Source organism: Mycobacterium florentinum, from assembly GCF_010730355.1.
GTDB classification, from domain to species: domain Bacteria; phylum Actinomycetota; class Actinomycetes; order Mycobacteriales; family Mycobacteriaceae; genus Mycobacterium; species Mycobacterium florentinum.
Genome location: NZ_AP022576.1, coordinates 3899415 through 3914810 on the forward strand (window position 1 = coordinate 3899415; position 15396 = coordinate 3914810).

Genomic DNA, 15396 nt, shown 5'->3' on the forward strand with positions numbered 1-15396 from the left:
ATGGGGAGTTCCACGATGATCGGACCCGCGGACGACTATCTGATCCATCAGACCCACGAGCCCGTCCGATACGTGGGCACCAGCGACCGGCGGTTCTATGACCGACACTTCCTCACCGGCCACTGTCAAGACCAGCCCATCTTCTTCCTCCTCGGGATGGGGTGCTACCCGAACCTCGGCGTGATCGACGCGTTCGCCTCCGTCGCCACCGCCGACGCCCAGCACACCACGCGCGGTTCGCGGGAACTGACCGCCGACCGGTTCAACACCGCCGACGTCGGCCCACTGACCCTTGAGGTAGTGGAAGGACTGCGGCACTTGCATTTTGAGGCGAAGCCCTGCGGTCAGACGGTCGAGTTGGACCTGCGATGGCAGGCAGCCGCAGTCCCACTCGAAGAACCGCCGCTGTTCAGCCGCGTACTGGGCCGGGTCATGGACCAGGGCACTCGCATCATCCAGACCGGAACCTGGAGCGGGCATCTGAGCGTAGCCGGGCAGCGTTACGAGGTGACGCCGGACAAGTGGTGGGGAGCGCGGGACCGGTCCTGGGGTGTGCGATCGATGGGTCTAGAACGTGAACCCGCCGGTATCGCCCAGGCGCACCAGGTCGGTCGAGATCGACCTCCGCTGTGGATCTGGTCGCCGATGCAATTCGAAAAACGAACAATACATTTCAGCCTCTCGGAGCACGCGGACGGTCGCCGCGAGGTTGAAACCGTGCTGCAGGCACCGACGTCGGATTCCTCGGTCGGTGATGTGATCACCCTCGGCGAACCCGAACACGATCTGAAGTTCGACGCCGAGACCCGGGAACTGCTGGAGGGATCCTCGGTGTCGTTCCGCGACGTCGACGGACGACGGTGCACCGTCGCGCTGACTCCGTTGCATCGCGCGTACCTGCGCGCCGGCACCGGATACGGCGGTCCAGACCCCTGGCGACACGGCGCGTATCGCGGGCAGTCCTGGACAGATTCGGTGTCCTTTGACATCACCGATCCGGCAGTGACGGCCAAAATCGGCCCCACCCACGTCCTGTGCCGCATGGAGGCAAGCACCGGTGAGGTCGGCTACGGCACGTTCGAGACCCAGGTTTTCGGATCCTTCCCCCGTTACGGGTTGTACTGATGACCACCACGGTGTGCGGGTCGGTATCGCGGACCTACGAGACTGAACTTGCCGGTGCGCTAAAGGATTACGTCCGCAGCCGGCTGGGTCGCAGCGTCGAGATCGCCGGTCTGCGCAAGCTCTCCGGCGGCACCTCACACGAAACTTGGGCGTTCGACATGCACGACACCAGGGCCAGCGAAGTGCGCCATCTGGTTCTGCGCCGAGACGTCGAAGGTGGAATGCTTGACGGGGACCTCGGCACCGAATTTGACTTGCTCACAGCGTTGACCAGATCCGGGTTTCCCGTCCCGCGGCCGTGGTGGTGTGAGGCCCAGGCGTCCCCACTGACGACACCATTCATGATCATGGAACGGGTTGACGGCACCGACATCCGCAAATACCTGGCCGCTCACCCCAAAACTGACCGTGGATGGCTTGGCACCGAACTCGTCACGTTGCAGAGCCGGCTTCACCGACTTGATTGCCGCCAGCTACCGCTGCCGGCCGGTTCGCACGCCGGGGCCGTCGCCGAACTAGATAAATGGACCAGGGCGATCGACGCCACCGATATCGACCCCGGACCGCTGATCAACGCTGCGACGTCGTGGCTGAGCCGAAACCTGCCGCACACACCACGGCTGACGTTGGTGCACGGCGATTTCAAGTCGAACAACCTGGTGTTCGGGGTGGACGGCACTGTCACCGTGCTCGACTGGGAACTGGCGCATATCGGTGATCCGTTGGAGGACATCGCCTGGACGTTGTTGTGGACAACCCGCTTCGACCTCGTGGGCGGACTGCTCACGGCAGCCGACTACCAGGAAGCCTACGAGAAAGCCACCAACGTCACAGTGGATCCGGCGGCGCTGCTGTTCTGGCGGATCCTGGCACTCGTCAAACTCGCCGCGATCTTCCTGACCGGCGTCTCCCGCGGTTCAGCGACCAGCCCAACGCTGGCGCTGATGGGTCGTGGGGTCTACCGCCTCGAAGCCGATCTCGCCGATTTACTAGAACTGTCGCTGGACGAGGCGCAACACCGATGAGCATCGACGCCCTCGCGGCCTTAGGGGTGGTCAGGACGTTCCTTAGCGCCGACATCGTGCCGGTGGTGCCTGAGGCTTCGGCCGGTGAACTGCGCGCTGCGGTGAAACTGCTTGAGACAGCAGCCATTGAACTCGCCGACCGGCACAGTTCCGTTCGTGCCGAGAGCGTCGATCTCATTGGCTTGTGTGCGCGGGCAGCCACATTGCTCGGTCTTGACACGGTGTCGCTGGAGGCGACCGCACAGGGCCGCCGTACACAAGCCGAGCCGAGCAGTCCCGCGATGGAGCTGCTGTGGGCCGACGCCCGGTCGTTGACGACAACCGTCGTGTCCCGACTACAAGACCAGGCCACCGCATCCGAGCAAGCCCGTTGCCTGCTCAGACAGTTTTACCGCTGCCTGGGTGACCACGCCCGGTCACGGCTGGCCTGGCAATCGGTGTTCCCGGCGGCAGGGAGCAACACGGGCGTCGAAGAACCTCTAAAAGGAGGCGCATGACCACGATCGAAACGGACACCCTGTTGGTGGCCGGAACCCAGGTGCGTGCGAAAAATCAGACCGCTGTGGTCAATCCGGCAACAGGCCGGGCATTCGCGCAGTGTCCCGTCGCATCGGATGCACACTTGCAGCTGGCGGTCGAATCTGCCGACGCAGCGCGGGCTGCCTGGGCTCGCGATGCCGATCTGCGCCGTCGCGTCCTCCTCGGGATGGCCGAGATGCTCAGCAAGAACCGGGACCTGCTGGCCAAGACGCTGACCCAGGAAATCGGTGTTCCGTTGCGCGACACCACCATCGAAGTAGCCGGTGCCGCGGCCTTCGCGAAGTTCCGAGGGGCCGCCCCGCTGCCCGTGGAGCAGATCCACGACGACGCCCGCCAGAGCGTCCAGGTAAACCGCGCCCCGGTCGGCATCGTTGGTGCGATCGTGCCGTGGAACGCGCCGCTTCTCATCTCCGCCGAAAAGATCGCCACCGCGTTCGCGGCGGGCAATGTTGTAGTGCTCAAGCCCTCGTTGCTGGCTCCACTGACCACCGTCTTGCTCGGGTCACTGCTGGCCGACATCGTGCCGCCGGGCGTACTGCACGTGCTACCCGGCGACGACGACCTCGGCAAGGCTCTGGTGGCACACCAGAAGGTCGGCATGATCTCGTTCACCGGAAGTATCGCCGCCGGCCGCGCGATCATGGCCGCGGCGGCCCCCAGGCTCAAGCGGTTGTCACTGGAACTGGGCGGCAATGACGCCGCGATCGTGCTGCCCGATGTCGACATTCCCCGGGTTGCCTCGCAGATCTTCCGGAGCGCCTTCTACCGCAGCGGGCAGGTCTGCGCGGCGATCAAGCGGCTATACGTACACAAGGACATTCGCGACGAGTTCGTCGCAGCACTGGCCGACGTCGCCGACAACGCCGCCGTCGGCGACCCATTCGATCCAGACGTCACCATGGGCCCGATCTCCAACCGGCCGCAGTTCGACCGTGTCCGTCGCCTCGTCGCCGATGCGGTCGCCGCTGGCGGCACCATCGTCGCCGGCGGGCACCCCATTGCGCGCGACGGCTATTTTCACGCGCCGACCCTAGTGACCGGCGTGGGTCCCGGTATCGCGGTGGTCGACGAGGAACAGTTCGGTCCGGTGCTGCCGATCCAATCGTTCACCGATATCGACGCGGCGGTGGCGGCCGCCAACGACAGCGACTACGGGTTGGGTGCGTCAGTGTGGACCGCCGACACTACCGCTGGCGCCGCGATCGCCGCCGATCTGGACGCCGGGTCGGTGTGGGTGAACCGCCACGGCATCGTCTCCCCGGAGGTTCCGTTCGGCGGAATGAAGCAAAGTGGCGTCGGCCGTGCCAACGGAGCTCCCGGCCTGGACCAATACAGCGAACTCAAGACCGTCAGCGTGGCGATCCACGCCAGGAAACCCACACCCTAGACGAAGGCGGTGCAGCCATGGACAAGCTACTTGACGGGGGGATGTTCTTCGAGGGTCCTCGGTGGCGCGACGGCAACTGGTACGTCTCGGACCTCTACGCTCGTCACGTACTGCGGGTCACCGTCGACGGAATCGCTGAGCAATTCGTCGAAGTGCCCAACCAGCCTTCGGGGTTGGGCTGGCTGCCCGACGGGTCGCTCGTGGTGGTCTCGATGAAGGACCGGCGCATACTTCGCCGGCTCCCGGACGGCACCACCATCGAACACGCTGACCTATCGCCCCTGTCCCCGTACTTCATCAACGACATGGTCGTGGACGGACGGGGTCGCGCTTACGTCGGCACCTTCGGCTTCGACCTATTCGCCGGTGGCAAGCCAGAACCCGGCGAAATTGTGCGCGTCGATCTGGACGGCTCGGCGCACGTCGCCGCGAGCGGTCTGCGATTTCCCAATGGGATGGCGGTGACGCCCGACAGCGGGACCCTCATCGTCGCCGAGTGCTTCGGCGGCCGGTTCACGGCATTCGACATCGAGTCTGACGGCGCCCTGAGCGGCCGTAGGCAGTGGGCCCGGCTGGCGGACGCGCCATCTTACGAGTCGGTCGAGACCATCGTCGCAACCGACTTTGCCCCGGACGGCTGTGCCCTCGACGCCGACGGGCACATCTGGGTGGCCGACGCCCTCAATGGCCGGGTCTGCCGGGTCGCGCCGGGCGGCGAGATCACCGACGAACTACGTCCACCAGGAGAACTCGGGCTTTACGCGTGCGCACTCGGCGGTCACGACGGCCATACGCTGCTGGTCTGTACCGCACCGAGTTTCGCCGAGCACGAACGAAAAGCGGCCAAGGAGGCCGAGTTGTACATCCAGCGGGTGGACGTGCCGCGGGCAGGCACACCGTGATGGCCACCGGCCCCAAACCCAAGACCATCGGTGGGCTTCAGATCCGAGCCGTCGCGGAGGACCCCACAGAAATCCGCCGCGCCTTCGCGTGCTTCCCAAGCGGTGTGACCGCGTTGTGCGGCCTCGCTGACGGGATCCCGGTGGGAATGGCGGCGAGTGCATTCACTGCGGTATCGATTGCGCCGCCGCTAGTTTCGGTGTGCATGCAGATCAGCTCGACGACATGGCCCAAGCTTCGGCAGCTACCCAGGCTGGGCGTCAGCATGCTCGCCCGCCACCAGCACAACGCCTGTCGCGCTCTGTCGGTGAACGATGGCGACCGGTTCACCGACGTGCCCTGGGACGCGTCAGAAAACGGCGCTGTATTCGTCAATGAGGCCACTGCATGGCTGGACTGTTCGGTGGACGACGAGGTGGCCGCCGGCGACCACGTCATCGCCCTACTGGCCATCCATGGACTGCGCGCCGACCCTGACCAAGACCCGCTGGTGTTCCATCTCAGCCGATTCCGCCAACTGACCCCGACGTCCTAACGGTGTCGCAGTGAGACATTCACCAATCCAAGCGGAAGCCCGCAACCCTGACACAGCGATGGGTAACCCGCACAACCGCCGAGTCCGAGTGGCGCGCGCGCTAGACGACCTTCGTGCGGGCCGACCTATCCTCATCTTCGGCGAACCCGTCACGCCCGGTGGCGCGCCCGCGACCCTCGTGTTCGCCGCGCAGTACGCGACAACGGCGACGCTGGCGTTCGTGATCAGGCACACGTGTGGTTTCGTGTGTATTGCGCTGCCGGACAGGGAATGTGACCGACTCATTCTGCCCGCGATGTCGACACTCGGCGCCCGACTGCCCGCCACCCAATTCAGGGTGAGCGTAGACGCCGCCGACGGCGTGACCACCGGAATATCGGCGGCGGACCGGGCACATACCATGCGGGTGCTCAGCGACCCGACGGCCACCCACCAAGCTCTCACGCGACCGGGTCATGTCGTGGTATGTGGCGTCGCCGGACGGGCCCTGTCGAGGCCGCTCTTGCCCGAACACGCAGCGTTAAAGATGGTTGCGGCCGCAGGCCTGCGGCCGGCAGCCGGGTTCAGCGCCATCGTCAACGACATCGACCACGACGAGATTCTGCCCGCGGAGATGGTCGATCGCTTTGTGGCCGAGCACGATCTGAGCATGATCAGCATGGCCGATCTATGGGGACAAGACCGACTCCACAACTGCACGCCAGAACCGCGATGTCACGCACGGCCACTGGGCATTGTCCAAACACAGTCCGGTGCCTTCAACGCAACCGGCTACCGATGGGGTTCACCGCACCACGTCGAGGACCTCGTGTTCACCTTCGGCGATCTGGCCGGCGCTGCTCAGATACCAGTCGCAGTGCATGCTGAGTGCGCATTCGCCCCAATCCCAGATGTGCTCGGCTGTCAATGCGGACCCCGGCTGAACGAGTCCTTCGACCAGATCGCCGCGGCCGGGCGGGGGGTCCTCGTCTACTTGCGTAGCAACGCGGAAGCGCTGTGTCCGGTCAGCGCGGCGAGCCGCCGCGACCACATTCTGGCAACTATCGGCCTTTCCTCCGTGCACCTGTTGCGCGACAACGCGTGCGGCGCTCAGCGGTGCATCCGGTTGGAGTCGCCCGACGTATCCGGTCTGTCGACGTTCAGCCGTTGACCGCCGAGACAGACGCAGGTCATCGCCGGCGCATCGTCCGCGATCCGTACTTCATACGACCCCAAGTTTGGGCCGGTTACGTACTTTCCCCGGTTGTTGGTGACTCAGGACACAGCAACGATATAAACGCGTAGTCAGAATATGACCGGCTTGAATCGAATGCCGTGCACTTTCGTATCGGCGAAACGGCCGTGGAAAATTGAATCCCGGAGGGATAGCGATGGATAGAATCACACAACACAGGCTTAACCTCGCGATTGCCTGGTGTGGACCGGCATTCGTGCTCGGATATGTTATCTTCTGGGGGATTTTCGGACATAACGTACCCCCGCCAAATATGATCGGGCTGAGTGGCCAGGAACTTGTCGCGCAATACTACGGCGCGCACCAGCAATCGATCATGATCGGTATGGCGGTCTCTATGGTCGTGGCTTTCCTTTACCTGCCCTGGTGCTGCCTACTCAGTGGTTTGATCAACGATGAAGAACGCGGTGCCACCAACGTCCTGAGCCGGATGGAACTGACCGGCGGCGCGCTCACAGCGTGGTCGCTCGGTTTCTGCCCGGGTTTATGGCTGCTGGCCGCCACTTTCGTCCACGACCTGGACCCGAATATCGTCAAAGCCTTCCACGTGTTCGGCTGGTTCACCTACGACATGACGTTCGGGATCACAACCGTCCAGTGCGTGGGCGTAGGGCTATGGACCGTGCTGAACAAGCGCCAGACGATGTTCCCGGCGTGGGCAGGTTGGTGCACCATCGCCGTGGGAACCATATTCCTGACGCTTGTCGTCCTGCCCTGGATCAAAGCAGGACCGTTCACCGTGTCGGGCACGTGGAACTTCTTCGTAGTCTTCGGCTCCTGGTTGTTCGCCTTCTTCGGCTTGTATAGCTACTTCATTGTCAAGGAGCTGACCGGGCGGCTGAAGGACGCTACTTCACCATCGGCCGCAGTGAGCGTGGCGTAGCCCAATTCGGTGGTCTGATATCGCGCCCGCAATATAGGCGGAGGGAGCAAACATGGACGGCGACATAGCCGAAGAACTTGCCGACGAGCCTCGCGCAAAGACGTTCCCGGTGGGGAGTGAAGGCATCTGGACCTTCGTCTTCATCGACATGATCGTGTTCCTGCTGATATTTTTCGTCTTCACCACGCAGCGGATTGATCAATACTCCCTGTACCGAGATGCGCACCACCATCTCAGCGTCATATTTGGATTCGCCAATACCATTATCCTTTTGACAAGCTCTTTATTTGTGGTGCGTGGTGTGCGCGCCGCACGCGCGGGAATTGCGACGAAAGTCATGAGCCAGCTGCAATTTGCGCTTGGATGTGGGCTTCTCTTCTTCGCCAGTAAGGCGATCGAGTATTATGGCAAATTCGCGGCGGGGATCGGTATCGCGACATCGTCCTTTTTCACATTCTACTTCTTCATCACATTCTTACATCTGCTGCATTTGTTCGGCGCCGTGATATTCGTAATCGCATACCGACGGGGCGCTCGCGACGGAGTTATGGATCCGCGCTATGTGACGGGTGTCGAGAATGTCGGACTGTTCTGGCATTTCGTCGACCTGTTGTGGGTCTTTATATTCACGCTGCTCTATCTGATGTGAGGACACGCATGACTGACAACGGACCCACGAGCGTCGCGGCCGATCCTGCCGTTTCAGTGTGGCTAGGACTTGTGCTGCTCAGCGGGGTCTCGTTCGCGGTGATCGAAGGCGGACTGGTCACCGCAATCGCGTCGGCGGTGGTCGTGCTAATCGCCGGATTAAAGGTTCGGCTTATCATGGTCTATTTCATGGAACTGAAGTCGGTTCCCCGAAATTGGCAGGTGATGTACACGGTCTGGATCATCGCCGCATCAGCGCTACTGATGATCGGCAATGTTGTTGCCATGGTGAAAGGCTGACACCACGGCGCCGTACTGTCGGTCATTCCTTACCGCCGCCTGCGCTCGGCGGTCACGATCGTGGTTGCTCATCGCTGACTCAAGACTGGGGGATGCACTGCGACTTTACGTTGATCGCAACGGATTCCATCGGGGGTCTTCCGGGTGCGTGCCGGCTGTTGCGAATCCTCACGCGGGGCCGGTCGTGACGACACAATCAAGAAGATCCACAATGCGAAGCGACGCATCATCGTGATGCCTCACGTCCGCGGGATGACCCTTTGCGAGCGGCTGGAATTGGGCCCGTTGAAGATCGATGAAGCACTGGTCGTAGCACGTGGCCTGCTGACGTCCTTGGCAGCGATCCACGCACGCGGGCACGTGTATGGAAACGTCAAGCCCACCAATGTCATTGTCGAGTCTGGCCCGCCGGTCCGTTCTGCGGCGCTCGCCGACGTCGGTTCCGCTGACGTGCCCTCCGAACCAGCGCACGACGACACAACTGACTGCTCGGAGCTTCGTTATATGGCTCCCGAATTGGCTGGCGTCCTGGACCGCCCGGTGGACGTCAGGGCCGACCTTTATTCGGTGGGCATCGTGTTGTTCGAGTGTCTTGTCGGCCGGCCGCCTTTCCAGGGGGATGTCGCACAGACCCTCCGCCAGCACCTTTCCGAGCCGTCGCCGCGGTTGCGCAGCCTTGGGGTACCGATTCCCCAGGCTCTCGAGGAGATTGTCCGGCGGCTGCTGCTCAAAGATCCCGACGACAGATATGGGTCCGCCGAGGCGGTGCTGGCCGATATCGACGCGCTGGACGCCGGATTGCGCAATGGCGAGATGGAACCCGTGGTGGCGGTGGGAGCGCACGATTCCCGGAATACGCTCACCGACCCGTCGCTGGTAGGCCGCGAAACTGAGCTACTGGCACTGGCGCAGCGGCTCGCTGAAGCCAACCGAGGGAGAGCCGCGCTCGTCGCAATCGAAGCGGGTTCGGGCGGCGGCAAGTCCGCGGTGCTGACGGAATTCACTGAGCGCGCCAGCGCATTCGGTGCGCGCGTGTTCCGCGGCCGCGGCGTCGAGCATGCGGTACCCAAGCCTTTGCAGATGCTGACCGGAATTGTGCACGACCTAGTCGGTTTCGGTGCCGACGACCCAGCGCTCGTCGAACGGATCAGTGCGGCATTGGGCGATGCCGCCGCTCGGCTCTGTGCGGCGTTGCCAGAACTGAGCGCCATCATCGACGCCCCATCCGGTGATGAAGGGCACTCCGAAGCTCATGCCCGGTTACGCCTCGTCAATGCGATTCTGGTGCTGTTGGAATCTCTCGGGGAGCCCAGTCGGCCGGCGATCATCGCCCTCGACGACTGTCAGTGGGCGGACGAGCTGACGTTGCAGGCACTTGAAGCCTGGAACACCCGACGCATACGGACTGGCACCGCACCTTGTCACGTACTCATAGTCGCCGCCGTTCGCAACGAGCCCAGCAGTCAATACCGCCGGCTCATCGCGATTCCCTGCGCACAGTCACTGGTGCTGCCGCCGCTGAACGATCGCCAGGTATGCCAGGTGATCGAGTCGATGGCGGGGCACGTGCCGGCACCGGCCAGCGACGTCATCGTCGAACTGTCGCGCGGGAATCCCTTGATGGTCTCAGCCGTGTTGCGTGGCCTCATCGAGGCGGGCGCGTTGGCCCCCGGCGAAGGTGGCTGGCAGTTTGTGCCCAACTCGGGGAGCTGGCAGGCCTCGCGTGAAGCAGCGTCTTTTCTCACCCGCCGATTCGCCCTGCTCAGTCCCCAAACCCGCGAACTGCTGGACGCGGCAGCGATTTTGGGTCGTGAATTCGACCTCGACCTGGCCGCAACGCTGGCGGGCCAGGATTACACGCAGGCCCGGTACGCGATGCGACCGGCAGTCGAGCGGCATCTCGTCTGGGCAAGCACCGAAGGACGCTTCACCTTCGCCCATGACAAGCTGCGCGACAGCCTCTTGGCGCAGCTGGATCCCCTGCAGCTGTCCGCGTTGCACATGGCCGCCGCCGAGCACATCGAGAACCGCGATGCCTCGCAGACTTTTGAGATCGCGTATCACTTCGACGCGGCCAGCGCCCCCGCGCGGGCGTTCGATTACGCGGTTCAATCTGCACATTCGGCGCGCGCGCACCACGACTTCGAACTCGCCGAGCGCTTGTATCGCATCGCCGAGCGGGGCCTGCCCCACGCGGACGAACGGACCCGCTATCGCGTGCTGGAAGCCCTCGGCCAGGTTCTGATGCTGCGCGGCCGCTATCCCGAGGCCGCCGAGCGCTTCGAGAAGGCGCGTTTGCTGGCGACTGACGATATAAGTCTGGCTGGTATCGAGGGGCAATTGGGCGAGGTGCTATTCCGTCAAGACGATCTGGAGGGGTCAGCACGTCTGATTGAGAACGCCTTGCGCGTGCTCGGCGAATCGGTATCGTCGGGCGGCAACATCCGAATCCTGCTCCGGATCCTGATCGAAGTTCTGGGCCGCGGGTTGTCCGCATTGCGTTTGCGTCGAAGGTCCTTGAGCGACAGCGCGCGGCAACGGGACCGCCTGCGCGCACACCTCTACACCCAATTGCAGTATCCCAGCTGGTTCGACTCCCGGCGGCTGCGGAACCTGTCTCTCATGATGCGACAGGTCAACGTAGCCGAACGATGTCCGGGGAGCCCAGAGCTAGCCCATGCATACGCTGTGTGGTCCGCCGCGCTCGCGCTCACCTTTCCGTTCACCTGGCGCTACGCGTTGCGGTTCGTTGACCGAAGTCAGCGCATCTACACCTCACTTGGAGACCTGCGCGGCGAAGGGCACACAGCGAGTATGCGAGCCTGCATCCTGCACGCCGGCGGACGCTATGTTGAGGCCGCGGAGTCGGCCACTTCTGCAGTGCAGATCCTTGGGCAGTTCGGCGACCGCTGGGAGGTCGGGTTCGCGACTCGCACCAACGCGGTGTGCCTGTACCGGCTAGGCCGCTTTACCGAGGCTCGCGCTGAAGCTCGACGCCTTGCCGAGATCGGCGCGAATAGCGCTGACGCGCAAGCCAATACGGCGGCGGCGGAAGTCCTGGCAAAAGCGGGTGACGGCGACGTTCCAGCCGCGTTGACACAGCCCGAACTCGGTGTTCACACAGCCGATATCGAAGTCACGGTTGCGGCCTTACAAGCCGAGGCGCTGCGCCTTCGGCGGGCTGGTCAGCTCACCGAAGGCATCGCGAAACTGGAAACCGCAGTGTGTCTGGTCCGCAGTTCGCAGCCCACGAGCACCCACCTCGTTCCGGTGTTCGCCTGGCTGGCGACACTGCAACGCGAGGACGCCGAAGTGCTGCTGCTGCCGCACGTACGCCGCAGAAGGCTTCGGTTGTCCCTGCGGTCGGCACGACGGGCGGTCCGATACGGCCGGTTCTATCCCAACGATCTGCCTCATGCGCTTCGCGAACTCGGTGTGGTGCATGCGTTGTTGGGACACAGGTGGCGGGCCAGGCGTTGTCTGATGGGCAGCTGCGCCGCCGCGAAGAGGCGCAGCGCATGGGCAGAGTTGGCGGACACGCTCTTTCAGCTGGATCGTGTGGCGTTTACCGAGCGATCCAAGGCCGACTGGCACAGCCGAGACCTGGACCCTGACGCCAAGGTTGGCCGACTGGCGTCGACAAACTGGGGTCGGGCGGATCGGTTCTCCGCGCTACTACATGCCGAAGTGGTCCTAGCCTCGGCGGACAGCCCGGACGCAGTAGGCATCGCAATCGACCAGGTGGTGCGGTCGTTGTTGCGCGCCGAGCAATGCCGGCTCATCGCTTTGCGGCCGCAGTGGAGGCTCATCTCACCGGAAGTGTCCGACGTCGAGCAAGAGGTCGCCGAACGTGCCGCGCAGTACGGTCGGCCACTGGTGATGGGAGATTCGGCCAATCGCGATCACGTTGCCACCGGTGGGCTTACGGTGGCGGGTGCCCGATCGGCTCTTTGCGCCCCGATTTTCGTGCGAGGCGAGGTCGCGGGATGTTTCCTGGCAGTCCATTCGCAGGTGGGAGGCTTGTTTGGCGAGGTCGAGATCCAGCTGGCCGAGTTCGTGGCCCGATTGGCGGGAAACGTGGTGGAGCGGCTGGAACTGCAGCGTGAGGTGCGTGCCGAGGTGATTTCTGCCCAGGAGGCTGAACGAGCGCGAGTTGCCCGAGACCTACACGACGACATTGGTCAGGAACTGACGTCGGTGCTCCTCGGAGTGCGACTGGTCGAGACCGCCGCGCCGATCGACGTGCATGCCCGCGTCGCAGAACTGCGTCAGGGTGTGGCTCACGCGCTGGAATCAGTGCAAAGACTGGCTTTCGATCTTCGGCCAACTGTGCTGGACGACCTCGGACTGCTGGACGCGTTGCGCCGACTGGTCGGCAACATCTCGACCGTCGGCACCCGAATAGAGCTGGAATCCGTTGGGCTACACGGCGGTGAGCGGCTGGCGCCCGACATCGAGACCACTGCTTACCGGATAACCCAGGAAGCGATCACGAATGTGATCCGCCACGCGCGAGCGTCCAAATGCAGTGTCGTCGTCGGATTGACCGAGTCGACACTACGAGTGGTTGTCGAAGACGACGGGGTCGGCTTCGAACCCGGGGCGACTCGGCCCCGCGGGCTCGGACAGCTCGGCATGCACGAGAGGGCCGCGTTGGTCAACGGCGTCTTAGTGGTGGCGTCGGCCCCTGGAGAGGGCACTCAGGTGCTGTTCGAGGTGATCGTGTGATCCCACCCGTGAGAGTTGTCATCTGCGACGACCACAAAGTGGTGCGCGCCGGCCTGGCTCGCGTCTTGGGCGAACAGGAAGACATCGAAGTCGTTGCCGATGTTGGCACTGCATCCGAAATGGCAGCTGTAACAGCTCGTCTACATCCGGACGTGGTGGTTCTGGACATCGCCCTGCCCGACGCCAGCGGGATCACCGCCATCGAAGGAGTGATTCGATCGAGTCCACAGACCAAGGTTCTCGTTCTGACGATGCACGACGACGTCGCCTACCTGCGTGAAGCGTTCGCGGCCGGAGCGCTGGGTTACGTCCTCAAGGCGGCCGCCGACGTGGAGCTTATCCACGCCGTCCACGAGGTCGCCGACGGTAAGCGGTACGTGCACCCCGAGCTGGGCGCTGCCCTGTTAGGGGCAGGCACGACTCCGACCGATGCATCCCGTGACCCTCAACTCGGTTTGTCGGAGCGTGAAGTCGAGATTCTGCGGCTGTTGGCCCTTGGGCACACTAATCCCGAAATGGCTGGGCTGCTTAATCTTTCGGTACGAACTGTGGAGACGTACCGGTATCGGCTTCAGCAAAAGGTCGGTCTGCGATCCCGAGCCGAACTTGCCAGGCTGGCAAGGGATTCGGGGATTCTGAACTAACTGATGTGACGGACAGAATTCGCGAATCGCCTTCCTGATACGTAGTTTCTACGTTTGCGCCGAGCCGAAACGTGAGTAGTTGCCGCGCTTGTCGGGCTACGCCGCCGAGGACAGACTCATCGAGCAGGTCTGTTCGTAGAACCCGGATTCCTCGGAGGCGGCGACATGTTAGGCGCGGCGGTCATTCGTGACGTCCGGTCCGGTACCGACTTATCGCGCGCCTTCCCGCACCGGCGATCCCAGTGATAACCGATAAGGGCGAACCCTTCGAACACCGGGTCGCACTCACCGGTCTCGGCGAGTTCGTCGCCGGATCGGATCGCGCGTCATCCTGGGTCCGGATGGCGACGTCAGCGTCGGCCAGGGCGATTGACGACGCGGGGCTGACCGTCGCCGATATAGAGGGTGTCTGCGTGTGCGACGGCTCGCGCGGATTGCCAGGATTGTCCGAGCGCGGAGTACGGGGCTTGGAGCAGGAGTTTCAGATCCGGCCGGTGTGGCACTGGGGCGGTCGTACCGCGGGAAGGCTCGGTGCCCTCGTCGACGCAATGCTCGCCGTTGCGGCCGGAATGTGCCGGCATGTGCTGTGCGTCAGCGTATCGACGGACGCGCCGGCCCCACGACACTCCCACCACGCGGCGGCGAGCGGGTTTGGTCACCGGTCAACTGAGGCACTCTGGGCGGCGCGCGCCAGCGCTGACTACCTCGCGAGGTTTGGCTACTCTCATGCCGCGCTCGGGTGGGTCGCGATCGCGTCGCGACGCCACGCCGTCCGCAATCCCGCCGCTGTCGTGCGTGCCTCGCTCAGCATGGACGAGTACCTGAGCGCGCCGATTGTGTGCGCACCGCTACGGCAACGCGATTTCGCTGCGCATCGGCCGGACGCAACAGCGGTGATCGTGTCTGCAGCATCCGGGACCGCCACCCGGCCGGTCTGGGTCGAGGCGCTGGGCGCCCGTCAGCCGGCACACGCCGGTACGCCATTTGACTTTCCGGGCTACCTGGACGGGTTCCGGCCCGCATCGAAACAGATGTGGGATCGGACATCCCTGACTCCCGGCGAGGTCGATTTCGCGGCGATCGACGATTCGTCGACATTCAATGTGCTGTGCTGGCTGGAGGCACTCGAATTCTGTCGTCGTGGCAAAGGCGGTGCCTTCACTCAGTGCGCTTCGCGGATCGGCCCGGACGGCGAGCTGCCGATCAATCCCGACGGTGGTGGCCTTGCCGGCGCAGGTGGATCTGCTCTTTCCCGAATACGCGAAGCAATTCTGCAACTGAGAGGTCAAGCTGGCCGGCGCCAGATTCCAAATGCGCGGATCGCTGTAGTTGCCAGCGGCACTTTCGATTCGAATTCGGCCCTGATCGTCAGGACCGGCGGGGGTTGAGCGGGCCCAGTCGATGGGTGTTCCGCGAGCTCAGAGAAATCCGTGACCAAACGTAGTGG

13 protein-coding genes are annotated in these 15396 nt (G+C 63.7%); all 13 read left to right on the forward strand.

The genetic code is table 11. The features are described from left to right. Window positions 1-15 precede the first annotated feature (15 nt). The 13 genes from G6N55_RS18480 (at window position 16) to G6N55_RS18540 (ending at window position 15337) form a co-directional block, all read left to right on the forward strand. On the forward strand, window positions 16-1125 hold the full coding sequence (locus tag G6N55_RS18480) for a hypothetical protein (RefSeq protein WP_085222072.1): 1110 nt from the start codon (window positions 16-18) through the stop codon (window positions 1123-1125). Next, entirely contained in the window at window positions 1125-2150 is a 1026-nt protein-coding gene (locus G6N55_RS18485; RefSeq protein WP_085222073.1) for a phosphotransferase family protein, read from the forward strand. The genes G6N55_RS18480 and G6N55_RS18485 overlap by 1 nt, the downstream gene beginning before the upstream one ends. Continuing rightward, window positions 2147-2647: a hypothetical protein gene (locus G6N55_RS18490; protein WP_085222074.1), complete on the forward strand. Its 501-nt coding sequence runs from the start codon at window positions 2147-2149 to the stop codon at window positions 2645-2647. The genes G6N55_RS18485 and G6N55_RS18490 overlap by 4 nt, the downstream gene beginning before the upstream one ends. Beyond that, complete coding sequence (locus tag G6N55_RS18495; RefSeq protein ID WP_085222075.1) at window positions 2644-4077, forward strand: aldehyde dehydrogenase family protein; 1434 nt, start codon at window positions 2644-2646, stop codon at window positions 4075-4077. Before G6N55_RS18490 ends, G6N55_RS18495 begins: the two co-directional genes overlap by 4 nt. 17 nt (window positions 4078-4094) lie before the next feature. Then, window positions 4095-4979 (forward strand): SMP-30/gluconolactonase/LRE family protein, encoded by an 885-nt coding sequence (locus G6N55_RS18500; RefSeq protein WP_085222076.1) that lies wholly within the window; start codon window positions 4095-4097, stop codon window positions 4977-4979. Continuing rightward, window positions 4979-5512: a flavin reductase family protein gene (locus tag G6N55_RS18505; RefSeq protein WP_085222077.1), complete on the forward strand. Its 534-nt coding sequence runs from the start codon at window positions 4979-4981 to the stop codon at window positions 5510-5512. The genes G6N55_RS18500 and G6N55_RS18505 overlap by 1 nt, the downstream gene beginning before the upstream one ends. Window positions 5513-5570: 58 nt before the next feature. Beyond that, window positions 5571-6662, forward strand: a complete 1092-nt coding sequence (locus G6N55_RS18510; protein ID WP_085222078.1) for a 3,4-dihydroxy-2-butanone-4-phosphate synthase — start codon at window positions 5571-5573, stop codon at window positions 6660-6662. A gap of 337 nt (window positions 6663-6999) precedes the next feature. After that, entirely contained in the window at window positions 7000-7629 is a 630-nt protein-coding gene (locus G6N55_RS18515; RefSeq protein ID WP_085222079.1) for a hypothetical protein, read from the forward strand. A 52-nt stretch (window positions 7630-7681) separates the two neighbouring features. Beyond that, a complete protein-coding gene (locus tag G6N55_RS18520) occupies window positions 7682-8278 on the forward strand; it encodes a cytochrome c oxidase subunit 3 (protein ID WP_085222080.1) in 597 nt (198 codons plus the stop codon). An 8-nt stretch (window positions 8279-8286) separates the two neighbouring features. After that, a complete protein-coding gene (locus tag G6N55_RS18525; protein WP_085222081.1) occupies window positions 8287-8577 on the forward strand; it encodes a cytochrome C oxidase subunit IV family protein in 291 nt (96 codons plus the stop codon). Window positions 8578-8721: 144 nt separating this feature from the next. Next, window positions 8722-13305: a protein kinase domain-containing protein gene (locus G6N55_RS18530; RefSeq protein WP_085222082.1), complete on the forward strand. Its 4584-nt coding sequence runs from the start codon at window positions 8722-8724 to the stop codon at window positions 13303-13305. Window positions 13306-13313: 8 nt separating this feature from the next. Next, window positions 13314-13949, forward strand: a complete 636-nt coding sequence (locus tag G6N55_RS18535) for a response regulator (RefSeq protein ID WP_269474061.1) — start codon at window positions 13314-13316, stop codon at window positions 13947-13949. A gap of 341 nt (window positions 13950-14290) precedes the next feature. After that, on the forward strand, window positions 14291-15337 hold the full coding sequence (locus G6N55_RS18540) for a thiolase family protein (protein ID WP_163667397.1): 1047 nt from the start codon (window positions 14291-14293) through the stop codon (window positions 15335-15337). The last annotated feature ends 59 nt before the right edge of the window (window positions 15338-15396 follow it).